We start from the raw sequence: 21,765 nt of genomic DNA on the forward strand, positions 1-21,765 counted from the left end.
GAAGGCTCAGGATGAGCTGCGCTGGTATCACTATCTGAGCCGTGATCCGGAGTGGGAGCGGTTCTTGTTAGAGTCCGAGCATGGGGAATGACTACAGCGAAGAGCTGCCGAGATTAACTGAGGCTTGCCGTGCGATCTTTGGCACACCATCGACATGGATTGAAGCCGACGGATATCCGCATAGTTTGGCTCTGTGCGTGATCGACTCCATCTTCTCGACCGGCTCCAGCTATCAGAGCGTCATCAACGTAGTGCGGGCCTATGTGGCCATGAGACGCGCTGAGGGTGCCGATCCCTACAAAGATGGCTTCACAGAGCTCCTGTCATCATTTGAGAGGCTCGGAGGAAGTACAGGGTGGGCTAAGGCCGTGAACAACCACAAGCCAGCCCACACGAAGCCAGGAGCGATGCTGAAGGCAGAAGTCGTACTTCGAGCCGTCTTGGCGCTGAGCGCGCTTGAAGGTGGCCCCATTTTGACGACTGCAGACATTCATGAGGAGCACGCGAAAGATCCGCATCTGAAGCGGGTCAAGAAGGCATGGCTGAAACTTCCGAGCCAGTCGTCGGGCGTGACGTTCAATTATTTTCTGATCCTCGCAGGCTTTCAATCAGTCAAACCAGACCGTATGGTCATCCGCTTCATGACCGAACACCTTGGGCTCCGTACCAGGCTCAGTCCCATGGAGGCAGCACAACTGATTACAGACATCGCGGACCTCTACGTCGCAGAGCCGCGGAAGCTTGACCACGTCATCTGGCGGCATACGTCAAAGCGTCAGGTATTCAAACTCTGATGGATGGTTGGAACGCACTCGGTCTATTTGCCACAGTCTTTGCTGCGGTGGCTGCAGCTGGTCCCTTTGCCAACTCAATCAGGAACAGATACCAGCGTAGCTGGGGGAGTCGCAAGGAGTTGAAGCGTCGGCTAACCAAGATGGCAGTCGGTGTCACCGTCGACCACTTAAAAACGCTGTTCGGAACACCGATCATGCAACACGGCGCGCCATATGAAGGCGGATCGACCGACTATCTATTTTTGACCAACCATGCCTGGATCGTCGCTCGCGTGAAGGATGGAGCCGTTGCCGCTTGGTCCGTTACCGTTTTGGACCGCAAGTTCAAGTTAGATCTTGGCGAACTAACCTTCGGTCTCACCAAGGGAACGCTTGGTCACACAAACTTTGCGGAAGTAGTAGAAAAGCCAGATGGACAGATAGAAGCACGCGGTGCCTCTACCTACGCCTATGCGGAGCGAAAGTATTTTGGCCGTCCTTCTGCCTACCAGTCGTTCGTGTTCATGTACAATACTGAGGGCATAGGGACGTTCAACGCCAGTGGGGAGTCGATCATATCGACGCCACCTTTCCTGGGCAACACCCCATCAGCTGTTAGTGCAACTGTCCTTGACGACGTACGCAAAGAGACAACTGTCAACACTCTCCTATCCTGTGGCCTAGATGGAAGCTTTTTGGAACATGGCTACGCCGCTTGGCCTGTCGTGATCAATGAGCGCGTTATGCCTCTTCGGGCTGTTCCAAGCCATCGTAAGAAGTGGATAAAGAAGAAGCAGGTCGGCTATCGCCCTAGGCTTATTAAGAAGGCTACTGGGGATTGATCCTCGCCTTTATTCGAGCGAGAGCATTTTGATCTGCAACTAAAAGAGGAACTTCGCTTGAAAAAGTGGATCGCTTCAGGTAGTTGCTGAGATCAAAACTATTCATTTATCTCTATATAATAAAAATTCTCATGACTAATTGAAGCCCATCGTTCATAAATAGGCGCAGTAGTGATCGCAAAACGCGATTGCTAGCACCTATACCTTGAAAAAGGTGGGATGCAAGTCAATTCGCACGAGCGATATCAGTGGTGAGATCCTGGCCGACGACAAGGTGATCACTGTCGTCGTCCGTAGTGCTGGAAAGCTGTTCGACGCTTCTGCTGAAGAACTGGCCGGGCTCAAGCGCGTGACGAACGTGGTTGAGCTTGAACTACGTCAGCCTGACGGCACGAGTGAAGAGATTATTGTCAGCAAGTCCGACTTCGAGAAGGTTGTCACTGCTGAGGTCCTGGCCAACGCGGACAATATTCGCGGCCGTCGCAACGGATTCAAGCCCAACTCTGACTAAACCATCCAACACGCTCCGTCCAACTGCTCGATTCTTATCGCAGTTGGGGGTCTTTTCATTTGTGCCATAGCAGGAGCTGCTCCATGATCCTCAGGACAAGAGAAAAGCCCCGCTCCACAGAGGGAGTGAGGCTGATCCCACGATCTTATGCAGGAGACACGCACATGATTCACGAACGCGTTCCTCTGTGCATGTAGAAGGACTGAGGTGTAGGCCTGCTGCCAATCATCAAAGACGCGCTCGTGCTGTCGCCAAAGCATGTCCTCAATGAATTGTGCGTGCACTATGAAGTGTTCCGTCTCAAGCAGGAGCTTCTCGAACCACTCAGGCACGTCCTCGTAGTTACCCTGGTCGTCGAACCGCCCTAGTAGAACGACATCACCCACAGTTGCATGCTTGCCTTTGGTGAAGGTGGCATGTGCCCATCGGATCAGCGTTCCTCTTCGGTTGGTCGGTAGATCAAGGTAAGGCCCACTCTCCAACTGGATGAGGGAGGCGTCCAGACGACTGATAGCGAAGCGCTCAACGGAACCGCCAAGAGCTTCCTCAAGATCCGCAAACACGCAGACCTCAAGCGGCTTGGAGTTGTCCACTGGAATCAACAGTCCTTTCGGCAACGGGCTCATCTCCTTCCGGTTCTTCCAGTCCCGCACGGTAGATTTTGTCCGCCGTACTAAAGACTCGCTTCACGGATGACTCAGGTGGTTCTTCACCTTGGAGCCCTGTCTGAATGTAGGAACGGCTTTCTGCTGCATCGAACTGGGCCGTTGAACCAAGCTCATTCATCAGCAGGTGGGCGAACCTTCCGCCTCGAACTCACAAAGTCCGCGGTGGGTCCGGTACTCGTCCATCTGGTCGGGCACGGTATGCCCAGCCACAATGTGCGAGAACTCATGCAGCGTCGTCTTGAACGGATAGACCGCAATCGGGTTGATCGCGAACGTCCGTGCTATGGAGTAGGCCTGAGAGTTGCCTTCCAGCGATTCGTAGGGGACTTGCACCAGTTTGAGCTTGCTCATCGCTAGCTCTTTGCTCCAGTGAGGAGGCTCGTACTCGGGTAGATCCTCGCCTTCAGTTTCAGAGACGCCGAAGATTGATGGCACCAGCTTGAAGCCGGATAGCCGTTTCTCTTCCTCGCCCTTATCTTTCAGCTCCTTTCGGAACATGGGGACGTAGATCACCTTGGCCTTGCTGCCATTCTTTACCTGCCGGTCCAGCGCAAGCCAGCCCTTGTAGGTGTTCACTGATTCCATGAGCCCTGCATCATCAGCAGAGCTTGGTTGCCCAGTGAGAAGCGCCTGAAGCGGTTGTACGTGCTTCCAGCTTGTCCAGGCAGCTCTAGCGCCGTCTGGAGGAGATCTCACCAGTGTGGGGGCGTTGTAAGCCTTTCGCCGGTCATGGCTCTACTCCTCAGCCGGAACTACTCGGCAGCGTTCAACCGCTGACCAAGGTTCGGCCTTGCCCAGTGCGTAGTTTGCGGCGACGAAGTAAGCCTCGAACCGCATTCTGTTGCCGTTGAACTTGTTGGCGTCGTCATAGGTTTGAAACTCAGCCTTGTAAGACTCGGTTGCAAAGAGGAGCTTGGTGACGGCTTCCGGAACGTCTGTGGTGTGGCCCTGCTCGTCGGGAAGTCCGACGATGGTGGCGTCACCAACAATTACGTCACGGTGGCGAACACTGGGAAACAAAGAGCCAGAAAAGCAAGGTTGCTCAACGGTTTATCGGCTTGCTAGCCAGCTTGCCCTCTTCGTCCATGACGAGAGGCGTGGAGCGGTGTCAGGTCAACGACCTGGATGTAGCCACCAACGGCAGCTTTCATCCCTGATAGGCCCTCGATAGCAACCTTGTAAAGCGGTCGATCTTCGTCCTGGGGAATTTTGCACAGCGAGGAACACTGCAATCACTTCCTAATCGTGGGAATGTGCTCTGTGTCCGGTTGGCTACAGAGTTCACCCCGCGATCAGAAGACTGAGCTTGGTCCTGGTTTTAGATGCTCGTTCACAAAGTCCATTGCGTCTTGAGCGCCTCTACATACCCGCGCCTCTATGTTGGGAGTGCCAAGCCCGTTGAGAGCGGCTATCCAGTCTTTCTGCACAGCCGAGACGGTGCCGCCTGATCTTCGCTTTATCTCAGGGCATAGGAGGTGTCCCAGGCCGTCTTTGGCCCTTGTTGGTGGCACTAGAACGACCAGGTCAGGGAAGTGGCCCGCAGACCTGTTTAGACGTACAGCGGGAGACGGAGATGGCCGAGAAAGTCATCAATAAGCTCATCGAGCAAGACGCCTTTAGCGATGAGTACTCAGTGAAGCAATTGGTTCATGTGGTGCGCGCCACCCTCACCAGCCCCCAAGAACAAGATAAGGAGGAAAAGCAATGAGCCACACTATCTTGCTACAAGGCGAGAGTGCAGCTGTGCTGATAAACATCCAGGTTCTTCATCGTCGTATCGAGAGCACAATGACCATGCTAGATGTTGATTTTCAAACGGTCCTAGAAATGGTTGTAGCCGCGACGAAGCTATCGATAGACGGTAAGCATGCAAACTGCCGATCAGTTTTGAGATTCAAAGAAGAACCAGAGGGGAGCAGCTAAGCTCCCACTTCTAGATTACGGCCACTCATCAATGATGTTGTTGATGCCGCACTTTTCCTCAGCGGCTCCGCTGTATCGAAGATCCACCAAAGGATCGGCCTTCTGTTCCTCGATAGCCTTCGAGATGACCACGTCACACTTGATGTCTGAATCGGGTGACCAGAAATCGGTGCCCAAAACGCCAGCGCCTACGGAGCCGCTAATACCCACCAAAAAGAACCAGATGATGGGGTTGGGGTTGATCGGCTTCATTATCTTCGAGATGTCGAACTCTCGACGGTTACGGTTGCCCTTAGCCATTGCGCCGTACAGTCCACTTTCCACCGACGTGACTACCAGACTGGCTGTAGCGTGATTTCGATCCTGGCACAGTCACGATGCGGTACTCACCGCCAGAGTGGGGGAGCCGAATACCAATGGAGTCTTCATGTGGATCATCATCCTGCAGAGACATTAGGAAGTCAGCACTACTGGCTATCTCCCTAGTAAGGCGTGCCTGGACGAATCCATAGAGTATGGTGCCAAACGCTGCGAAGAAGGCGATGAGCAGAAATATGCCAATAAGAGGAGTGGTCGGGAGTGCATCCCTCACTGAGATCAGCGTGTAGACCGCGATGGCTAGCAGAGATGCACCCACGAACGAATAGACCGTTGTGATGCTTCTGGCTTTGGCCCTGCCAATTTCTTCCATTGCTCGCGACGCTTTGTCTTGTAGAGCATGTTTCATTTCGAACGCCCGAATTCGCTCGATCTCCGCACGCGCGGCGGCTTCTTCAGCGCGCGCGCGGGCTGTAGTGATCCGCTCTTCGGACTCTGCCATGCGTCTTGCCCTGGCCTCCAAATCTCCATCCCTGTCGCTCATGGGCCAATCATAGCTGGGGCTTTTCTCGTCCTGGCGGTCAAGGATCTGGGGGTTCACATCTTGGATGGTGCCCTGCTCATCATGACCGTCTACTCGTCCGGTGACTCCGCCTTAGGAAGCTTGTTCAAGACCCTGTATGTTGCCTTACCGGCTTCGCCGCCGGCCAGCGGCCCCGCGGCTCCTAACGCACTAAGCAGCTGCCCAAACTCCTCGTTGTCCATACTGATGTTGAAGATCCCCATGGTCACGTAGATAGCTACAACGGTGCCGACGAACCAGGCAACCAGCTTCCGATCCGTCGGGGAGAGGCTGATCATGAACGGTTGACGCTCGATGGCTGCTGCCAGGTCAGGGTGAACAGTCTTCAGATCTGCAGCACGTTCATCGAGGTCGAAGTCTCCGATCTCAGAGCGGAAGGCTTCGGCCTGGTCAATCAGATCCTGCATGAAACTCGTGTTGACTGTCGAAGCTACCGCCGCACCTAAGGCCGCGAGGGAGTTCTCGAGGTTTAGGCCGACAACATCAAGTGATGGATCTATGAAAGAACGCAGCCCAGCCAGCGAAGTGTCCATTGAAGCCAGGGTGTCGAGCCCAAGCTTCTCGATGGAGCTACTGAAAGTGTCGCCGTAGAGATCGATACCGGCAAAGATCGAGTTGCCGCCGGTGTCCATCATTTTCTTGACGTCGGCCCCAAGTTGTTCGAGGGTCATCAGCGAGCTCGGGGTGACAGCAATGGCGTCATTGATCCAGCTGGGTATCTCCGGCACTGACATGGGGTTGCTCATGGTTCAACTGTACTGATCACTACAGACAGAATAGAGCTCGGTGCCTTGATGATGCTTATTCCACAACACGAAAACTATTGAACATTCAACTAAAATAGCCTATTATCTAAACATGCTAAAAGCGCAGCGAAACAAGGCTGGACAGCAAAGCGGCAAGATCAAGTCTCGATAGTCCTTACCTGGACAACCCACCTAGTAGATCGTTCGATCCGATCCAAGACTCGATAACGTAAGAGTCGAAATGGCGTCACGGTGTTTAGGTAATGACCATTGAGCGGCACATTGACAATTAGAGCGCAGTAGTGCTGGTAGTAACAGCGTCGGAAGGCTCCGTAGACCTGAGGACGGCCCCTTCCTGCAAGTGTGAAGCGATTATTATCGACGAAAATCATGATGTCGGTGTTCAGGTCCTTGCTGCTAGCGCCATAGGCTCTAAACCAGGTAACCACGCAGGCGTAACAGGAAACTAACTAATCTTTTCGAATGGTTCTTCTGTTTTCAACTACCTGGTGCGCAGCCTGGCTACATAAGAATTGGAATCGCTAGAGAAGTGGCTATCGGTCACACTTGGAGCTTGTGTAGTCAGCTAGTAATCAGGCGGGCGCTGAAGCGCGAGATTTAACAGCGCGAAACGATTGCAATCGCACCGCAAGGGAGACATCAAGACAAGTCGAAGGCGAGTGCTCAACGATGAAAACTCCCTACTACTAGCAGCCTTGCAGCTGTGCCATTCCTCGATAATCCACTTCCGTTCAGGTGATGCCCACCCTTACCTGAACGGAAGTGGCTCATCGAGCCAACACAAACAAATAACGCCCACTTGGGCAAAGGGCAAGGCATGACAAAGGCAACTAAGGACTCACGCGTACAAGAACCAAAGGCACCTAAGGCAATCAAAGTAAGCACGGTCATCATCTCGGTCACCATGCTGGCGGCAATCGTTTCAAGCTTCATCGCAGGCTTCCACGCCAACCAGCAGCTAGAACAGACGATCAAACATGAGGCCGCCCGAATCGCAGCACAGTCAAAAGACCGGCAACGCTAAAGCCCGTCGCTAGCGTTGTAGCAGCAAAGACGGTAAATGAGCCGGCGAAGACCGTAGAGACGCCTTAGAGTGCTCGAGGCGACGCCACAGGGCCAATACAAGCTAGGGGCTGCGTACATTATCGAGACTTGATCGCACAGTACGAGTGGGATCTCGATACTGCCGTAGCAGTGTGCCATGCGCGGAGATCGGGGGACGAGCTGATGCTTGCAACCCTGCAAACGCGAACGGCGGCAATGATGCCGGACTTTACCAAGTCAACAGCGTGCACATTGGCCGGCTCATTTGAGACCAGGAGCGGTTCAACCCAACGGCGAACGTTGCGGCAGCGTACCGGATCTACCAGGGCAGCGGATGGTCAGCCTGGTCGGCATTCAATAACGGAACCCATAAGAAATTCAGCAACACGAGGCCATGAAAGCCCGCCACGACAAAATGCTAGGCGAGCTCAAGTCATGAGCAAGCTAAAGACCCATCTCGAGTTTGTGGTGAGGTGTGGGAACTGCAATCACGATGAGCGGTATACCCTGCGCGATAAGAACGTAAACACCGAGATTGCTGATGCGGACGTAAGGAACATAGCTGTCGAATATGTCGGGCACAGGAGTCTGGGTATTGCGAGAGCTGCAAGATGATGGTCGTGCAGACGGGGGTGGCCTATGACTTGCAGGAGAAGTAGAGGGAGCAACTAAGCTCCCTCTTTTTTGTCGTCTGGCTTGCCATCTTTATCGTCGGCACCAAGTTCTTTCCTGGCGCCGACGTACGCTGCAGCTGCTATCGGCGTGGCCGTAGAGGCTATGTCCATGGCATAGTCGATGTTCCCATCGGCTTTGGCCCAGGCAAAGAGCAACGCGATCCCAAAAAGGGCAATCAGCGCCCACTGCCACGCCAGGATTTTCAACTGAGTCTGATCTAGCGTAGTGAGCTTTGACTCGTCGTAGAATTTCTGAGCGAGGTCTGGCCGGCGCTGGAAGAGGTCGGCCGTCATCTCATCGAGTTTTTGTTCGGTGATCGTGTCGGGGTCGAGGCCAGCGGGTTTCGTGGGCGCAGGCTCGTCAAGTTCCGTGGAAACGCTTGCCGCGACGCCGGTGTAGTCGATTGAGCGCGCAGTTTCTTTTGCCGCTGCGTCTCCCAGCGGTATCTGCCGCAATGTACCGAGGTCGAGGCTAAACTTCGGCAGCTGTATACCCGAGAGGACGGTCTGGCGGATCGACTTCGTTGCTTCTGCCGTCATGGCGGACAGTACAGGCTGAAGAGTCTCCATCATCTGTGCCGTCGTTGCTGCGTTGATCTGACGAATGCTTTCAAGGGCGGGAGCGATGCTCTCCTGAACCATTTCTCGAATGGCCCGCATCGCTTCGCTGTTGCGGAACTCGTCATTGTCAAAGAAGCCAACCGTTGTCATGACATGAGCCTATAGGACTCATTTGGATGAAGGCGTGCCTGACGTTGCTCCCTATTCCGTGCGCAACTGGAAGTGTCGAGCACTCTCTATATACGTCGCCCTCTCCATGCTTCCTGGTCTACTCGCTTGATCTGATCAGCTGGAAACCACTCGACGTGGTAGATCCGCCGTTCATCCATCCACTCCACGAGTCCGTAGGTCCGCGTGTATTTGATCGCTCGACCGTAAATATCGCCAACACGGACAAGCGGTTGAGCGCCAGGCTCCAGTTCGATGATCTTGCCGTCGTCCGGCTTGGGGTGGTTGGTGTCGGCTTCTATCTGCACCATCATGCGGGCGAAGGCGGTGGAGTCTTGCTTGGGTCTCATAGGAACCAAGATTAGAACATATGTTCGAATTGAAGAGTCTGCAGTAAACTGGAACCCATGCTTGCAACTGAACTACTGGTCCAATCTGAACAACGACGGCAGACCGTCATCCGCCAATTGGACCCGGAGGTTCAGTCAACGCTGGGGCAGTTCTTTACTCCCCATGCCGCTGCTGATTTCATTGCGTCTCTTCCCGCTTTGCCTAGGGAAGGAACTCTCAAGGTACTGGACCCCGGCGCGGGCACTGGATCGCTTGCCGCCTCGCTGGTTGCCAGGATTATCCGGGAGGCACCCGAGCTGAAAGTGCATCTCGTTGCGGTCGAGCTCGACATCCAGGTCTGCGAAGCGCTGAGCTCTACGCTCAAGGACATCGAGACTTCTGCCGCCGCTGCTGGCGTGACTGTGACCACTCAGCTTGTCCAGGATGACTTCATTGATCCGCTAGAGCCGTTCGCGGATGACTTCGACATCGTCATCATGAACCCGCCGTACGCCAAACTGGCGCGGGTATCTCCTCACCGAGCTGTCATGGCGAAGCAAGGTGTCCAGGCGCCCAACATCTATGCCGCGTTCTTGGGTAAAGGTGCGCTGCTACTGAAGAGTGGTGGACAGCTCGTTGGTATCACCCCGCGTAGCTTCATGAACGGCGTCTACTTTGAACCGTTCCGTGCCTTCTTCCTTGGAGCAATGGCTCTTGATCGCATTCACGTCTTCGATAGTCGCTCTACTGTTTTCGCTGACACGGGTGTCCTTCAAGAGAACGTCATCATTAATGCCGTCAAAGCTGAACCTGCTGAGATGGTGACGATCTCTATCTCTGTGGGCCACAAGGACGAGATCAAGCTAAAGGAAGTCCCTTACGCAAGCATTATCCGTCCCGGTGACAAGCGTCAGTTCATCAGCATTCCAGTCGGTGCTGAAGACGATGACATTGTCAGGAAGATGCTTGACCTGCCTACTACGCCCGCGGATCTAGGCGTGACCATCAGTACTGGCCGTGTCGTTGATTTCCGTTCTCGAGAGATGCTTCTTGCTGACGCGACCGCTGGTTATCCGATGGTGTACCCAACGAACGTCCAAAAGGGTGTTGTTGAACATCCAAAGCCGAACGCGAAGCCCCAGTGGTTCAATGACGTCAAGCCTGATGATCTGAATTGGTTGGTTCCAGCCGGAACCTATGTTCTCGTGAAGCGCTTCTCTTCGAAGGAAGAACGGCGGCGAATCGTAGCCGGCGTCTGGACGGAAGAAGCCAGTAAGGGCAAGGCCGTCGCGTTCGACAATAAGTTGAATTACATCCACCACGCGGGGGCAGGCCTTGATCGTGACCTTGCGGTGGGCCTCTCACTGTGGCTCAATAGTGGTCCTGTCGATCGGTACTTCAGAACCTTTTCTGGTCACACTCAAGTGAACGCAACTGATCTTCGTGAAATGCGCTATCCAACAGCCGAGGAGCTCCGCAAGCTAGGGTATGGTCAACCCTGTGAGCTTCCGGAACAGGAAGTCATTGATCAGATGGTGATGGCCATCCTTGGCTGGGGGGAATAAAAAAACTTGGTTGAGAGAATGATTGACCTCAATTACACAGATGACCGAGGACAGAAACTCGCTGAGGCCCAGCTTATTCTGAGAAGCTTCGGTTTTAATAGGTACCAATATAACGAGCGATCAGCAACGATTCTCCTGGCGCTGCTGCAGATCAAGCCCAGCGACTCATGGGCAAACGCCAAGAATCCCATGATGGGCGTGACGGAGCTCCTCGACTGGGTGAACGCAGAATACCGGAATGATGCACGCTACGCGCCAAACACACGCGAAACCTTCCGGCGTCAGACGCTCCATCAGTTCTATGCATCGGGCATGGTGCAGTACAACTTCGATATGCCTGACCGCGCACCGAACTCGAAGAACAACAACTACCGCGTCTCTCCTGAAGCCCTTGAAGTCATCCGCGCCTACGGCACACCTGAATACGAGGACCTTCTTACGGAGTACTTGGTCAGTGCTCCAGGGCTTGCCGCCAAGTACGCTGCGGAGCGTGAAATGACACGCCTGCCGGTCACGATGCCTGATGGCACTGAGCTGCGGCTGAGTGCTGGCGGCCAAAACGTCCTGATCAAGAGCATGGTGGAGGACTTCTGTTCTCGGTTCACACCGGGCGGGCATGTTCTCTATATTGGAGATGCCGATCTCAAGCTGGGAATCTTTCACCAGGAACAGCTTGCAGGACTCGGCGTCGAGCTAGATCTGCACGGTAAGTTCCCCGACCTGATCGTTTACATGCCTGACCGCAACTGGTTGATTTTGATGGAAGCAGCTAGCTCTCACGGTCCGGTTGATGCCAAGCGTTATGACGAGCTCAAGGCCATCTTTGGATCGTCAACAGCTGGCTTGGTCTATGTTTCATGCTTCCCGGATCGAGCAACGATGCGTAAGTTCCTTAGCGACCTTGCGTGGGAAACTGAGGCGTGGGCGGCAGACGAACCAAGCCACATGATCCACCTCAACGGCTCTCGCTTCCTAGGTCCTTACGAAGACGGAGAGCTGTCGGACACCGACGTTCATCACTAGTAAGAATAGAAAATGCCCCTCACTGCATGTGCGGGGCATTATCTATTACTTCTAGTTAATCGTCCTCAGGAAAAGCCAGTTCTTCTTGATGGATGTGCTCTATGTACTTCAGATGTTCACGGCCGTGAAGACCCACCTGATCCGTTGCCTCAACGATTTCGACTCGAAGACTGACTTCCGCGCCCAAGATAAACCCGCTCGTGATGTCATCCGGATCTTCTAGGTGAACCTTCCGCTTACGCTTGCTTACCTGCTGAACAGTGACGATGCCATCGAGATCAAGGCCGGTGATTCTGCCCGTCACTATCGTTTCTTCAGGCTTGTCGATCTGCTTGAAGAGTCCTTTGGCATAGGTGCGGCCACGCTCAGTGAGGTTGGATTGCACGCGCCCGCCCGTAGGTGAACGCCATTTTCCGCTCATATTCAGATCGTGCTTGTCGAGTGCCTCCGTTAGCTTTCGGGCAGTTTTGAGAAGCTTCTTCTTCTCGCCGTACTTCTTCGCGATAGCTGCTGGCGCTTCGCCTCGTTCCAGCATGTTGTGTAGGTCGAAAGTGTCGCGCACAGCCTGATCAACTGGCGACACATCAACTTCAACTTGTCCCTCAGCAGGCGGTGTAAGGGGCAGCTTCGGTTTGTAGTGGAGTACCAGGCTGCCTCGGGTGATGCGCACCAAAGTCAGTTCAGACTCGGCCGGTCGATCAGCGGCAGCTTGTAGCTCGGCACCTATAGGACCAAGCAAGTCGTTGGCGATGTCGTGATTCACTCCACCATCTCTAACGGAGTCGCCAGAAAGCTTGATGACAAGGTAAGAGAAAGGTGGAAGATCGGGCTGCATTCTGCGGGCGGCTGCGTCCTCAGCTTCTTCGAAGACCTCAAATACATCGCCCTCAGGCTCCGGCAGCTCTGACAGAAATGCATGAACGTCCTCAGCCCTTTCGGCAGTGACATGCTGGGCCAGGTAGCTACGTACGCTCTCGCTCACCACGTCACCTCCAAATATCCACGCGCTGACGTTACGTCGGGGGCCAGTGCTGCTGCCTTAGGACCCGGTGGCCGAACCCTTTGCCACCAGTCGTCCAGTCCACCTCGTTTTGCCAGGTAGTTCTGTTCATGCTCAAGCAGTGTTGTCGGTAGGAGCGTTGTTTCAAGGCTACGCCAAGGGATCGGGAAGGGCTCCACTTTGTACTTCTCGACCAATTTCTTGCGGTGACCGACCAGGGTTTTCACCTTACCGATGCCCCGAGTGCCATTGAGGTCGCTGATTACGCCTTCATCGTAGACTGGGGATACGTCAATATCGTCCGGGTCAATCTCATCAGAGATGAAACTCCCGGCAATCCAGATGGTGTGAAGGATCGGCTGGTCGAAGGGTTCCTCGGATTCTTTCCAGGCTTGAAGGTAGCTGATGAAGCCTTCCCATATAGCCTGTCTGGTTGTTGATTCCGAGAATTCAGGATGATCGACGAACCGATGCTTGATGTGGCTAAGAGTGGTTCTGTACCGTCCCGGCGGGAGATGCCTTGTTTCGGGCTCAAGAGGGGGTATCGCGTGCAGGATACCGGCCATACTGACGTCCGGTACCCGCGCGTCTGTTGTCTGCCCCATTCGCTTAGACTGCCATAAATATCTCGAAGCGCCGATTTGAAACACACTGTTTCATTAGGCCGTGAGGGCAGAAGCTACATCGGAGGAACTAATTTGGCGTGTGAGTGTGAGGTTGGCATCGCTGTTGAAGCGGCGAAAGACGGGCTCTACTTGTCTCCTGGAACGAGCTTCGCATGGATCGGAACTAAGGGGCCGTACGGACTCCCGGATAACTCCACTGTTTTCGATCCAGTCATGTCCATCGCTGTTGCACTTGGTGCTGATCTAGAAGCGATGCGCACGGCTAAACGTATCCAAAAGCCACGAGCCGATCTGATGCACAAGGAAACTGGGGTCGTGATCGAAGTGGACGAGATCCAGCATTTCACCTCTCACCGGTTGAAAACGTTAGAAGGCTACCCACCGGACGCTCCGCTTGGGTTCGACGTAGACGAGTACAAGGAACTGTGCCGCAGGCATTCTCTAAAGGGCGACACTGCATGGGCAGGGAAATACACGCCCACGTTCGGGCTTAGGAGCCGGGGAAAGCATCGAGCCTTCTATGACGCGTTGAGAGACCTTTCTATACCCGCTGCTGGGTTGCTGCCAGTCATCCGCATCCCTGTGCCTGACCGTGACGTTGAGGCAGCTTGGAAACGCTCACGTGATAGTGTGTTCGCTGCTGTCGGTTAGTGATCAGTGCACTTCGGTCGGGGCTCCGCTGCTTCGGCTCCCTTTGGCCGCTCCGCGTATCTTTCAATAGCACCGTTAATGTTGCACTGGTCCTGGACGGGACCCGTTGCAAGTATTCGTACGGTGGGGTCCTTTTCGAAGGGGCCCCGGCGCTTTGCGGCGCTCGTGTCGTTGTCCTCGTAGACTCTGCCGGTGGACCAACCTCGGGCTTCGATCAGCGCTGTGCAGCGCTTCTTTTGGTTGGCGATACCTTCCGCTACGTCCTCGGACTGGCGGGTGTACATCGCCGCCGTGGTGTGTAAACGGGTCATGCATCTAATTGTAGTTTCTGCCAACGGAACCGGATCATTGCCGCCTTGGCATCAGTGACGGTGGTGGTGGAGGCACGTTGGAGATCGGGCGCCCTCAACACAGCCCACCATGCTGAAACCAACGGAAGGGTTGTTGCCGCTGTCCCTGGGCCCATCCACAGTGCCAACTCGGCAGGCTGTCACCGCCTCCTCCGGGACGGGGGAGCCGTCTGTGTCACCGACGTCGGCGAGATTGCCGAGCTTGCCGGGGCCATGGGGGAAACCGCAAGCGAGGAAAAGGACTCCGGCGCCGCGGTGCACGATGGCCTGTCCCTGGAGGATCTCATCCTCCTGGACGCTCTTCCTCTCCGGTCAACGAGCTCGGTGGAGAAGCTGACTGTGGTGGCAGGACTGAGCACGGACGCCGTGCGCGCGGGCCTTGGCAGGCTGAGGTTGCTGGGTTTGGCCAGCTCGGAACGGGGAGGGTGGAAACGGGCCAAAAATGCCTAGCCTGGCAAGTAAAAGCATGTTGGTACGCGTTGTTTGTACTGGCGACTGGCACAGTGGGAAGGGTGGACGCACAATCACTACCAGCACCCCTTCAAAATGCAGTCGACGGCTTTCGGCGCTACTTGGAGGGCGAACGTGCCAGGTCTGCGCACACAGTCCGTGCCTACCTTGCCGATGTTGAGAGTCTCCTGGGCTTTGCCGTGCAGGAGGGAGTCCAGGAACTTGGGCAACTGAAGTTGGGCTCCCTGCGGCGCTGGCTTGGAGCGCAGAGTGAGGCTGGCATGGCACGGGCCACCCTGGCGCGCAGGGCCGCAACCGCGCGATCTTTCATGGGCTGGGCACTCCGGGAAGAACTCATCGAGACGGACCCTGCGGTCCGTCTGCAGGCGCCCAAACGGGACAAGTCCCTGCCAGGGGTCCTTCAGCAACAGCAGGTGTCCCGGATGGTGGATGATCTGAACATTGCAGCCGCTGACGGTAGCCCAATGGCTTTGCGCAACAGGGCAATGGTGGAACTCTTGTATGCCACGGGAGTCCGCGTTGGCGAACTAGCGGGACTGGACATCGATGACCTTGATCCCGATCGACGTACGCTCCGCGTGCTGGGTAAGGGCAACAAAGAGCGCACCGTTCCGTTCGGCGTTCCGGCGGCCGTGGCTGTGGACGATTGGCTCAGGCGGGGCCGTCCGGCAGTAGTGACAGCCATGAGCGGTCCGGCCTTGTTCCTGGGCGTGCGCGGCAACCGGGTTGATCCGCGCCAAATCCGGGCAGTGGTTAGCGAGCTGCTGCAGGCGTTGGGTGACACATCTGCCACCGGGCCGCACGCGCTCAGGCACAGCGCGGCCACCCACTTGCTGGACGGGGGAGCGGACTTGCGCGCCGTGCAGGAAATTCTTGGTCACAGCAGCCTGGCAACCACGCAGATCTATACCCACGTATCCGTGGACCGCCTCCGGAAGAGCTACCAGCAAGCGCACCCAAGGGCCTAAGCAAGACCCCGCAAGTGCCGCACTGGCGGAAACGGGCAGCGTACGGCAAAATGAAAGCACCACGGGGAAACCTTCAATTTACGGTTGAGGGTTGGATCTGTGCCAATATCGTCATTAGTAATAACAGAACTAAATAGCCTGTCAGGGCCCGCATGAGTTTCATGGCATCCGGCAGCAACAGCAAACATCCAGGCAGAGGTCGTTGGGGAAGACGTACCTACAGCTATGGAGGATGGAATGTCTGTTGCAACAACCCGCGGTGTCTTGTTCGTGCACTCGGCCCCAACGGCGCTTTGCCCGCATGTTGAATGGGCCATTGGATCGGTCGTGGATAAGCGAACCGATCTTGAGTGGACCCCTCAACCGGCCGCGCCTGGAATGTTCCGGGCGGAGTTGTCGTGGACCGGGGCGCCCGGTACCGGGGCGCAATTGGCGTCGGCTCTGAGGGGTTGGGCCCACTTGCGCTACGAGGTGACCGAAGAACCCAGCCAAGGGGTGGATGGAGCGCGTTGGTCGCACACCCCCGAGCTGGGTATTTTCCATGCCGTCACTGATGTGCACGGCAACATCATGGTGACGGAAGACCGCATCCGCTACGCCTACGAGTCCGGCGCGGGAGACCCCTCAGCCGTTTACCACGAGCTCTCTTTGGCGCTCGGTGAAGCGTGGGATGAGGAACTCGAGCCCTTCCGCCATGCAGCCGAAGGTGCTCCCGTGCGCTGGTTGCACCAGGTCGGTTAGCAGCGTCGGCCAGCAGCGCTGACAAACGGTTCCCCATAGCAATGAGAAGGGCCCCACCTGCTGGTGGGGCCCTTCTCATGTCTCAATGAGACGGCGGCAAAAGCCGGACTTAGACGTTCCGGACTGCGATGACGGCATTGTGACCGCCGAAGCCGAAGGAGTTGCTCAGCGCCACGATGTCGCCGCTGGGCAAGTCACGGACGGACGTCACAACGTCGAGGGGGATCTCGGGATCCTGGTTTTCGAGGTTGATGGTGACAGGTGCCTTGCGCTCGTAGACGGCCAACACGGTCAGTACGGCTTCAACGGCCCCTGAAGCACCCAGGAGATGGCCCATCTGCGACTTGGTGGCAGAGACTGCCACATTGTCCACGTGGGTCCCCAAGGCGGCACGCAGAGCCGTGTACTCGGGCTTGTCGCCAACCGGGGTGGACGTAGCGTGTGCATTGACGTGCACAACGTCCTCGGCCTGGATCCGGCCATCGAACATGGCGGCCTTCAGAGCCCGGGTTGCCCCCAATCCCTCGGGGTCCGGTGCCGTGATGTGGTAGGCGTCAGCGGTCACCGACGTTCCTGCGAGCTCTGCGTAGATGCGGGCGCCGCGGGCGATGGCGTGCTCCTCGGCCTCAAGGACCAAGGCGCCGGCACCTTCACCCATGACAAAACCGTCGCGGTCGATGTCGTACGGACGGGAGGCGCGCTCCGGCTCGTCGTTGCGGCGGGACAAGGCCTGCATGGAGGAGAACGCGGCCAACGGCATCGGGTGGATGGCAGCTTCAGCGCCACCACACACCACTACGTCTGCTTTGCCGGAACGGATCAAGTCCAAGCCCAGATGGAGGGCTTCAGTACCGGATGCACATGCCGAAACGGGAGTATGTGCTCCCGCGCGGGCGCCGAGGTCGAGGCTGACCGCCGCTGCCACGCCATTGGGCATGAGCATGGGAACAGTCATGGGCAGGACCCGCCGGGGGCCCTTGTCCCTGAGGGTGTCCCAAGCATCAAGGAGCGTCCAGACTCCGCCGATGCCGGTGGCGAATGCTACGGCGAGCCTGTCGTGGTCGATTTCTTCAATCCCGGAGTCAGACCAAGCCTCACGGGCTGCGATGACACCAAACTGCGTGGATGGGTCCATGCGCTTTGCCTCAACGCGGCTCAGGACCTCAAGTGCCGGAGTCGAGCACCGGGCAGCAAAGTGGACGGGGAGGTCGTACTTGGCCACCCACTCGTCGTCGAGCGTGCGGGCGCCGGAGACCCCTTTCAGCGCGTTCTGCCACATTGTGGGTACGTCGCCGCCGATGGGAGTGGTGGCCCCCAGACCGGTTATGACTACTTTGCGTGCCATGCGATCACTCTCTGTCGGATAGCCGTCCCGCATGCGCGGTTCACAAGGGGAGGCAAGAAAATCTTTGGGTGTTACTGCGGCTGTGCCGGGCGCAGGGATAGGAATCCTGGCCCGGCACAGCTGGTGTCAGGACTAGGCCTGTGCGTTGGCGATGAAGCTGACGGCGTCGCCGACGGTCTTGAGGTTCTTGACTTCTTCGTCCGGGATGCGAACGCCGAACTTCTCTTCGGCGTTGACGACGATGGTCATCATCGAGATGGAGTCGATGTCCAAGTCCTCGGTGAAGGACTTGTCCAGCTCCACGGCTTCGGTGGCGAGGCCGGTTTCTTCGTTGACGATTTCAGCCAGGCCGGCCAGGATCTCTTCGTTGCTAGCCATTGTTGGCTCCTTTTCTCGTTGTACCGGCTACTGCCGGAAAGGGGGCAAACCGCGGGTTGCGGTCTGGGTTTGTAAGTCGTATTCAGTTGGCTGGTGGTAGCCGGGACGAGTCCCGATCTACGGGAGAACCACTACCTGGGCGCCGAACACCAGTCCGGCACCGAAGCCGATCTGCAGGGCGAGACCGCCGCTCAGCTCAGGTTTCTCCTGGAGCAAGCGGTGCGTTGCCAAGGGGATGGATGCCGCAGACGTGTTGCCCGCCTGGGCGATGTCGCGGCCGATGACAACAGATTCGGGAAGCTTGAGCTTTTTGACCATCTCGTCGATGATGCGCATGTTGGCCTGGTGGGGAACGAACGCAGCCAGGTCGCTGGCTTCGATGCCAGCCGCATCCAGGGCCTGCTGGGCTACCTTGGCCATTTCCCAAACTGCCCAGCGGAACACCGTCTGGCCGTCCTGGCGCAGGGTCGGCCAGACATCCTGGGTGGCCGAGATGATGGCGAGGTCGTCGGTCTCGTCCGAGTGCCGGGCCGACTCGCCGAGCTTCTTGACGTCCTCAAGGGAATGGGTCATGCCGATCGCATCCCACTTGCTTCCGTCCGAGCCCCAGACTGAAGGACCGATGCCTGGGGTGTCCGACGGGCCGACCACGACGGCGCCAGCGCCGTCGCCGAGGAGGAACGAGATGGTGCGCTCGTGGTTGTCGATGACGTCCGAGAGTTTCTCGGCACCTACCACGAGTACGTACTCAGCAGCGCCGGAACGTACAAGAGCATCAGCTTGGGCCACGCCGTAGCAGTAGCCCGCGCAGGCGGCCGAGATGTCAAAGGCGGGTGCCGGCGTCGCGCCCAAACGCTCGGTGAGGGCAGCAGCGGCCGACGGCGTCGCGTAAGGGTGCGTCACGGTGGACACGATGACGGCTCCCAGCTGCGACGGTTCGATTCCCGCCTGCTGGAGCGCCTCGCGTGCGGCACCTTCGGCCATGTCGATGACGCTGACGTCGGCTGCTGCGCGGTGGCGGGTAATGATGCCGGTGCGCTGGCGGATCCATTCGTCCGAGGAATCGATCCACTGGCAGACGTCGTCGTTGGTGACAATGACGTCCGGACGGTAGGCGCCAATGCCCAGGATGCGGGCATTCTCGTTGACGGCCGCCTTGTTGAGTACCGGGGTGCTCATGCCTGTCCCTCCATTTCAGCAAAAAGTGCCAGAGCGGCGGAAAGGTCATCCGGAGTCTTGACGGCAACCGTCTTCACGCCGGGCATGCCGCGCTTGGCAAGGCCGGCGAGGGTCCCGGCAGGGGTGAGTTCGATAACGCCGGTGACGCCGCGCTCAACGAGCGTTTCCATGCACTGGTCCCAGCGGACCGGGCGGGACACCTGGGCGATCAAACTCTCGACGGCGGCGGGCCCCGCAGTTACTTCTTTGCCGTCGTAGTTCGACAACAGCGGAACTGCCGGGTTTTGCGGTGAGAGCGAAGGCTTGAGGGCCTCAAGCGTGCTGACAGCGGGTGCCATGTGGGATGTGTGGAAAGCGCCTGCAACCTTGAGGGGTATGACGCGTGCCTTTGCTGGCGGGTTGTCGGCCAGTGCCTTCAGTTGCTCAAAGGTGCCGGCAGCCACCGTTTGGCCCGCACCGTTGACATTTGCCGGAGTGGCGCCTGCGGCCGCAATTGCTGACAGGACCTCGGCGGGGTCTCCACCCACAACTGCGCTCATGCCCGTGGGGGTCACCGCAGCTGCTGCAGCCATGCTATTGGCGCGCTCCCGAACGAAGGTCATGGCCTCTGGCTCCGTGAGGACGCCCGCGAGGGCTGAAGCCGTGATTTCACCGACGGAATGGCCGGCGAGGATGACGGGAAGGGTGCTGAGTTCGACATCGAACAAGGACTTGGCAGCAACCAGGCCAGCGGCCACGATCAGCGGCTGCGCTACAGCGGTGTCCTTGATGGTCTCTTCATCCGAGGTGGTTCCGTGGGCCTTGAGGTCAATGCCTGCGATTTCGCTTAGTGCGGCCAATTGGCCTTCGACGGATGGGAGTTCCAGCCAAGGGGCCAAAAATCCGGGGGTCTGGGAGCCCTGTCCAGGGCAGACGATTGCAAGCACGTATCCAGCTTTCCAAATTGCCACGTGATCCACTGGTGTTTTGGTACACCAAGCTCACTGGGTCAGTTTGTAGGAAGTCTACAACGGTTCAGTTCTGTGAACGTGACGCGTGACGTTCGGGAGCAGCTTTCGGTTGGGCCGAAAGGCGGCCCACCACCAAGGCCGTTTGCAGCACAAACGCCTCCCTGGGGAGGAGCGGATCCCAGCCTGTCACGTCGCAGACACGCTTCAAACGGTAGCGCACAGTGTTGGCGTGGACGAAAAGTTCGCGCGCGGTGGCCTCCAGCGAATGCCCCAGCTCCAAGTAGGTCCCCAGGGTTTCCACCAAGCCATTTGAGGCAGCCAGCAGCGGCCTGTAAATGTTCTTGATCAGTGACCTGCGCGCTGCGTCGTCCCCGGAAACAACACGCTCAGGAAGGAGGTCGTCGGCAGCAACAGGCCGTGGAGCGGAAGGCCATGCACGGGCGGCGGTGAGCCCTGCGAACGCCGCCTGTGCCGAACTGCTCGCCTCCAGCAAGGAGCCTGCTTCCGGGCCGTAAACCACGGCCCCCGGCGCGAAGAGCTCACTGAGCTTGATGTAGGCTGTGTCGCGATCCTGCACCCCGCCAAGGATCAAAATGAGCCGGTCACCCTGGATTCCCACCAGTGCGTCCTCGGCGAAGCGCCCGGCGGTACGGCGTAGTTCACTGACATAGCTCGCGCTTGGTTCCGACGGCGAATTTCCCACCATTACAGTGAATCGCTCCTGCGCTTTCCAACCGAGGGCTGCGATCCTGGATCGCAAGGCATCGGTGTTCTCACCGCGCAGAATGGCATCAACGATCAAGGCCTCAAGGCGTGTATCCCAAGAGCCCCGGGATTCCGCGGCCCGCGCGTACACATCGGCGGCGGCGAAGGCCACCTCGCGTGAATAGCGCAGTACGGCTTCGCGGAGTGACGGCTGGTCCGATTCCGGTGCGATCACGGGAACCTGGTCCTCCACGACTTCCACCACGATGCGGATCAGTTGAAGGGCCTTTTGCAGGCTGATGGAGCGAGTCAGTTCCGTCGGGGCGTTGCCAAAGACATCCGTGAGGATCCATGACGGCGAACTGGGCCGTTCATACCACGTTACAAAGGCAGCGATGCCGTTTTGGGCCACCAAGCCCAAGGCCGAGCGTTCATCAGAGCTCAGGCGGCCGTACCAGGGCAGTGATTTCTCTAGTTGCCGCATGGTGCTGGTGGACAGTTGGCCCACGTTGGCGCGGAGTTGCCGCAGGGTTTCGGCCTTTTCGGGTGACAATGCCTGAGGTGCTGCCTTGCGCTTGGTGGTTGTTTTGCTCGGCTCTGCCATGGAACGAGCATACGGCCCATCCCGGGCAACCTCCATTTGTGAGAAGG

26 protein-coding genes and 1 pseudogene are annotated in these 21,765 nt (G+C 57.3%); 11 read left to right on the top strand and 16 right to left on the bottom strand.

Features of this window, described 5'->3' with window-relative positions:
- The first annotated feature begins 80 nt into the window (after positions 1-80).
- From AC0J5Z_RS11780 to AC0J5Z_RS11790, 3 genes are all read left to right on the top strand, one after another.
- Positions 81-794, top strand: coding sequence for a hypothetical protein (locus tag AC0J5Z_RS11780; protein WP_475032261.1), 714 nt, complete (start codon positions 81-83; stop codon positions 792-794).
- Complete coding sequence (locus tag AC0J5Z_RS11785; protein WP_475032263.1) at positions 794-1,615, top strand: ETEC_3214 domain-containing protein; 822 nt, start codon at positions 794-796, stop codon at positions 1,613-1,615. Before AC0J5Z_RS11780 ends, AC0J5Z_RS11785 begins: the two co-directional genes overlap by 1 nt.
- 214 nt (positions 1,616-1,829) lie before the next feature.
- A complete protein-coding gene (locus tag AC0J5Z_RS11790) occupies positions 1,830-2,126 on the top strand; it encodes a hypothetical protein (RefSeq protein WP_475032265.1) in 297 nt (98 codons plus the stop codon).
- Here AC0J5Z_RS11790 and AC0J5Z_RS11795 read toward each other — a convergent pair.
- From AC0J5Z_RS11795 to AC0J5Z_RS11805, 3 genes are all read right to left on the bottom strand, one after another.
- Entirely contained in the window at positions 2,123-2,779 is a 657-nt protein-coding gene (locus AC0J5Z_RS11795; protein ID WP_475032267.1) for a hypothetical protein, read from the bottom strand. The genes AC0J5Z_RS11790 and AC0J5Z_RS11795 overlap by 4 nt on opposite strands.
- Positions 2,780-2,911: 132 nt before the next feature.
- A complete protein-coding gene (locus tag AC0J5Z_RS11800; RefSeq protein ID WP_475032272.1) occupies positions 2,912-3,379 on the bottom strand; it encodes a hypothetical protein in 468 nt (155 codons plus the stop codon).
- A gap of 150 nt (positions 3,380-3,529) precedes the next feature.
- Positions 3,530-3,814, bottom strand: coding sequence for a hypothetical protein (locus AC0J5Z_RS11805; protein WP_475032275.1), 285 nt, complete (start codon positions 3,812-3,814; stop codon positions 3,530-3,532).
- A gap of 553 nt (positions 3,815-4,367) precedes the next feature.
- On the opposite strand from AC0J5Z_RS11805, the gene AC0J5Z_RS11810 reads away from it, so the two are divergent.
- Positions 4,368-4,502: a hypothetical protein gene (locus tag AC0J5Z_RS11810; protein ID WP_475032278.1), complete on the top strand. Its 135-nt coding sequence runs from the start codon at positions 4,368-4,370 to the stop codon at positions 4,500-4,502.
- A gap of 230 nt (positions 4,503-4,732) precedes the next feature.
- Here AC0J5Z_RS11810 and AC0J5Z_RS11815 read toward each other — a convergent pair whose 3' ends face one another.
- From AC0J5Z_RS11815 to AC0J5Z_RS11825, 3 genes are all read right to left on the bottom strand, one after another.
- A complete protein-coding gene (locus AC0J5Z_RS11815) occupies positions 4,733-4,969 on the bottom strand; it encodes a hypothetical protein (protein ID WP_475032283.1) in 237 nt (78 codons plus the stop codon).
- A 40-nt stretch (positions 4,970-5,009) separates the two neighbouring features.
- Complete coding sequence (locus AC0J5Z_RS11820; protein ID WP_475032285.1) at positions 5,010-5,579, bottom strand: hypothetical protein; 570 nt, start codon at positions 5,577-5,579, stop codon at positions 5,010-5,012.
- 89 nt (positions 5,580-5,668) lie between these two features.
- Complete coding sequence (locus tag AC0J5Z_RS11825) at positions 5,669-6,364, bottom strand: hypothetical protein (protein WP_475032287.1); 696 nt, start codon at positions 6,362-6,364, stop codon at positions 5,669-5,671.
- Between the two features lie 838 nt (positions 6,365-7,202).
- Between AC0J5Z_RS11825 and AC0J5Z_RS11830 the strand changes: the two genes are divergently transcribed.
- Positions 7,203-7,409 (top strand): hypothetical protein, encoded by a 207-nt coding sequence (locus AC0J5Z_RS11830; protein WP_475032289.1) that lies wholly within the window; start codon positions 7,203-7,205, stop codon positions 7,407-7,409.
- A gap of 688 nt (positions 7,410-8,097) precedes the next feature.
- Here AC0J5Z_RS11830 and AC0J5Z_RS11835 read toward each other — a convergent pair.
- Positions 8,098-8,814 (bottom strand): hypothetical protein, encoded by a 717-nt coding sequence (locus tag AC0J5Z_RS11835; RefSeq protein ID WP_475032291.1) that lies wholly within the window; start codon positions 8,812-8,814, stop codon positions 8,098-8,100.
- An 86-nt stretch (positions 8,815-8,900) separates the two neighbouring features.
- Positions 8,901-9,182 carry a hypothetical protein gene (locus AC0J5Z_RS11840; protein ID WP_475032293.1) on the bottom strand — a complete coding sequence of 94 codons (282 nt, stop codon included), beginning with the start codon at positions 9,180-9,182 and terminating at the stop codon, positions 8,901-8,903.
- Positions 9,183-9,239: 57 nt separating this feature from the next.
- On the opposite strand from AC0J5Z_RS11840, the gene AC0J5Z_RS11845 reads away from it, so the two are divergent.
- Positions 9,240-10,727 (top strand): Eco57I restriction-modification methylase domain-containing protein, encoded by a 1,488-nt coding sequence (locus AC0J5Z_RS11845; RefSeq protein WP_475032295.1) that lies wholly within the window; start codon positions 9,240-9,242, stop codon positions 10,725-10,727.
- A gap of 18 nt (positions 10,728-10,745) precedes the next feature.
- Positions 10,746-11,750, top strand: coding sequence for a BsuBI/PstI family type II restriction endonuclease (locus tag AC0J5Z_RS11850; protein ID WP_475032297.1), 1,005 nt, complete (start codon positions 10,746-10,748; stop codon positions 11,748-11,750).
- Between the two features lie 55 nt (positions 11,751-11,805).
- Here the strand turns inward: AC0J5Z_RS11850 and AC0J5Z_RS11855 are convergent, their stop codons facing one another.
- Both AC0J5Z_RS11855 and AC0J5Z_RS11860 read right to left on the bottom strand, forming a co-directional pair.
- Positions 11,806-12,732 carry a hypothetical protein gene (locus tag AC0J5Z_RS11855; RefSeq protein ID WP_475032299.1) on the bottom strand — a complete coding sequence of 309 codons (927 nt, stop codon included), beginning with the start codon at positions 12,730-12,732 and terminating at the stop codon, positions 11,806-11,808.
- A complete protein-coding gene (locus AC0J5Z_RS11860) occupies positions 12,729-13,355 on the bottom strand; it encodes a DUF6932 family protein (protein ID WP_475032301.1) in 627 nt (208 codons plus the stop codon). The genes AC0J5Z_RS11855 and AC0J5Z_RS11860 overlap by 4 nt, the downstream gene beginning before the upstream one ends.
- 234 nt (positions 13,356-13,589) lie before the next feature.
- Between AC0J5Z_RS11860 and AC0J5Z_RS11865 the strand changes: the two genes are divergently transcribed.
- A complete protein-coding gene (locus tag AC0J5Z_RS11865; protein ID WP_475032304.1) occupies positions 13,590-14,027 on the top strand; it encodes a DUF7255 family protein in 438 nt (145 codons plus the stop codon).
- On the opposite strand, the gene AC0J5Z_RS11870 is transcribed toward AC0J5Z_RS11865, so the two are convergent.
- Positions 14,024-14,338, bottom strand: coding sequence for a recombinase family protein (locus AC0J5Z_RS11870; RefSeq protein ID WP_475032306.1), 315 nt, complete (start codon positions 14,336-14,338; stop codon positions 14,024-14,026). The two genes, AC0J5Z_RS11865 and AC0J5Z_RS11870, sit on opposite strands and share 4 nt — an antisense overlap.
- A 15-nt stretch (positions 14,339-14,353) precedes the next feature.
- Here AC0J5Z_RS11870 and AC0J5Z_RS11875 point away from each other — a divergent pair.
- The 3 genes and pseudogenes from AC0J5Z_RS11875 to AC0J5Z_RS11885 form a co-directional block, all read left to right on the top strand.
- A pseudogene (locus AC0J5Z_RS11875) lies at positions 14,354-14,827 on the top strand (DNA-processing protein DprA); the annotation flags it as partial.
- Positions 14,828-14,889: 62 nt separating this feature from the next.
- Positions 14,890-15,816 carry a tyrosine recombinase XerC gene (locus AC0J5Z_RS11880; protein ID WP_475032310.1) on the top strand — a complete coding sequence of 309 codons (927 nt, stop codon included), beginning with the start codon at positions 14,890-14,892 and terminating at the stop codon, positions 15,814-15,816.
- 237 nt (positions 15,817-16,053) lie between these two features.
- Positions 16,054-16,557: a DUF3145 domain-containing protein gene (locus AC0J5Z_RS11885; protein ID WP_018776197.1), complete on the top strand. Its 504-nt coding sequence runs from the start codon at positions 16,054-16,056 to the stop codon at positions 16,555-16,557.
- Positions 16,558-16,666: 109 nt separating this feature from the next.
- Here the strand turns inward: AC0J5Z_RS11885 and AC0J5Z_RS11890 are convergent, their stop codons facing one another.
- From AC0J5Z_RS11890 to AC0J5Z_RS11910, 5 genes are all read right to left on the bottom strand, one after another.
- Positions 16,667-17,902: a beta-ketoacyl-[acyl-carrier-protein] synthase family protein gene (locus tag AC0J5Z_RS11890; RefSeq protein ID WP_475032312.1), complete on the bottom strand. Its 1,236-nt coding sequence runs from the start codon at positions 17,900-17,902 to the stop codon at positions 16,667-16,669.
- A gap of 132 nt (positions 17,903-18,034) precedes the next feature.
- Entirely contained in the window at positions 18,035-18,280 is a 246-nt protein-coding gene (locus tag AC0J5Z_RS11895; RefSeq protein ID WP_011692310.1) for an acyl carrier protein, read from the bottom strand.
- A 117-nt stretch (positions 18,281-18,397) separates the two neighbouring features.
- Positions 18,398-19,459 carry a beta-ketoacyl-ACP synthase III gene (locus AC0J5Z_RS11900; protein ID WP_475032314.1) on the bottom strand — a complete coding sequence of 354 codons (1,062 nt, stop codon included), beginning with the start codon at positions 19,457-19,459 and terminating at the stop codon, positions 18,398-18,400.
- Complete coding sequence (locus AC0J5Z_RS11905) at positions 19,456-20,385, bottom strand: ACP S-malonyltransferase (RefSeq protein WP_475032319.1); 930 nt, start codon at positions 20,383-20,385, stop codon at positions 19,456-19,458. The genes AC0J5Z_RS11900 and AC0J5Z_RS11905 overlap by 4 nt, the downstream gene beginning before the upstream one ends.
- An 88-nt stretch (positions 20,386-20,473) precedes the next feature.
- Positions 20,474-21,718, bottom strand: coding sequence for a PucR family transcriptional regulator (locus AC0J5Z_RS11910; RefSeq protein ID WP_475032322.1), 1,245 nt, complete (start codon positions 21,716-21,718; stop codon positions 20,474-20,476).
- Positions 21,719-21,765: the final 47 nt, after the last annotated feature.

The organism is Paenarthrobacter sp. TRD_SC_7 (assembly GCF_056156245.1).

What these genes read in the sequence shown, in the direction of transcription:
- AC0J5Z_RS11780 (WP_475032261.1), top strand. Translation starts at nt 81, where the DNA reads ATGGGGAATGACTACAGCGAAGAGCTGCCGAGATTAACTGAGGCTTGC.
- AC0J5Z_RS11785 (WP_475032263.1), top strand. Translation starts at nt 794, where the DNA reads ATGGATGGTTGGAACGCACTCGGTCTATTTGCCACAGTCTTTGCTGCG.
- AC0J5Z_RS11800 (WP_475032272.1), bottom strand. Translation starts at nt 3,379, where the DNA reads ATGGAATCAGTGAACACCTACAAGGGCTGGCTTGCGCTGGACCGGCAG.
- AC0J5Z_RS11810 (WP_475032278.1), top strand. Translation starts at nt 4,368, where the DNA reads ATGGCCGAGAAAGTCATCAATAAGCTCATCGAGCAAGACGCCTTTAGC.
- AC0J5Z_RS11815 (WP_475032283.1), bottom strand. Translation starts at nt 4,969, where the DNA reads ATGAAGCCGATCAACCCCAACCCCATCATCTGGTTCTTTTTGGTGGGT.
- AC0J5Z_RS11820 (WP_475032285.1), bottom strand. Translation starts at nt 5,579, where the DNA reads ATGAGCGACAGGGATGGAGATTTGGAGGCCAGGGCAAGACGCATGGCA.
- AC0J5Z_RS11825 (WP_475032287.1), bottom strand. Translation starts at nt 6,364, where the DNA reads ATGAGCAACCCCATGTCAGTGCCGGAGATACCCAGCTGGATCAATGAC.
- AC0J5Z_RS11830 (WP_475032289.1), top strand. Translation starts at nt 7,203, where the DNA reads ATGACAAAGGCAACTAAGGACTCACGCGTACAAGAACCAAAGGCACCT.
- AC0J5Z_RS11835 (WP_475032291.1), bottom strand. Translation starts at nt 8,814, where the DNA reads ATGACAACGGTTGGCTTCTTTGACAATGACGAGTTCCGCAACAGCGAA.
- AC0J5Z_RS11840 (WP_475032293.1), bottom strand. Translation starts at nt 9,182, where the DNA reads ATGAGACCCAAGCAAGACTCCACCGCCTTCGCCCGCATGATGGTGCAG.
- AC0J5Z_RS11845 (WP_475032295.1), top strand. Translation starts at nt 9,240, where the DNA reads ATGCTTGCAACTGAACTACTGGTCCAATCTGAACAACGACGGCAGACC.
- AC0J5Z_RS11850 (WP_475032297.1), top strand. Translation starts at nt 10,746, where the DNA reads ATGATTGACCTCAATTACACAGATGACCGAGGACAGAAACTCGCTGAG.
- AC0J5Z_RS11860 (WP_475032301.1), bottom strand. Translation starts at nt 13,355, where the DNA reads ATGGGGCAGACAACAGACGCGCGGGTACCGGACGTCAGTATGGCCGGT.
- AC0J5Z_RS11865 (WP_475032304.1), top strand. Translation starts at nt 13,590, where the DNA reads ATGTCCATCGCTGTTGCACTTGGTGCTGATCTAGAAGCGATGCGCACG.
- AC0J5Z_RS11870 (WP_475032306.1), bottom strand. Translation starts at nt 14,338, where the DNA reads ATGACCCGTTTACACACCACGGCGGCGATGTACACCCGCCAGTCCGAG.
- AC0J5Z_RS11885 (WP_018776197.1), top strand. Translation starts at nt 16,054, where the DNA reads ATGTCTGTTGCAACAACCCGCGGTGTCTTGTTCGTGCACTCGGCCCCA.
- AC0J5Z_RS11890 (WP_475032312.1), bottom strand. Translation starts at nt 17,902, where the DNA reads ATGGCACGCAAAGTAGTCATAACCGGTCTGGGGGCCACCACTCCCATC.
- AC0J5Z_RS11895 (WP_011692310.1), bottom strand. Translation starts at nt 18,280, where the DNA reads ATGGCTAGCAACGAAGAGATCCTGGCCGGCCTGGCTGAAATCGTCAAC.
- AC0J5Z_RS11900 (WP_475032314.1), bottom strand. Translation starts at nt 19,459, where the DNA reads ATGAGCACCCCGGTACTCAACAAGGCGGCCGTCAACGAGAATGCCCGC.
- AC0J5Z_RS11910 (WP_475032322.1), bottom strand. Translation starts at nt 21,718, where the DNA reads ATGGCAGAGCCGAGCAAAACAACCACCAAGCGCAAGGCAGCACCTCAG.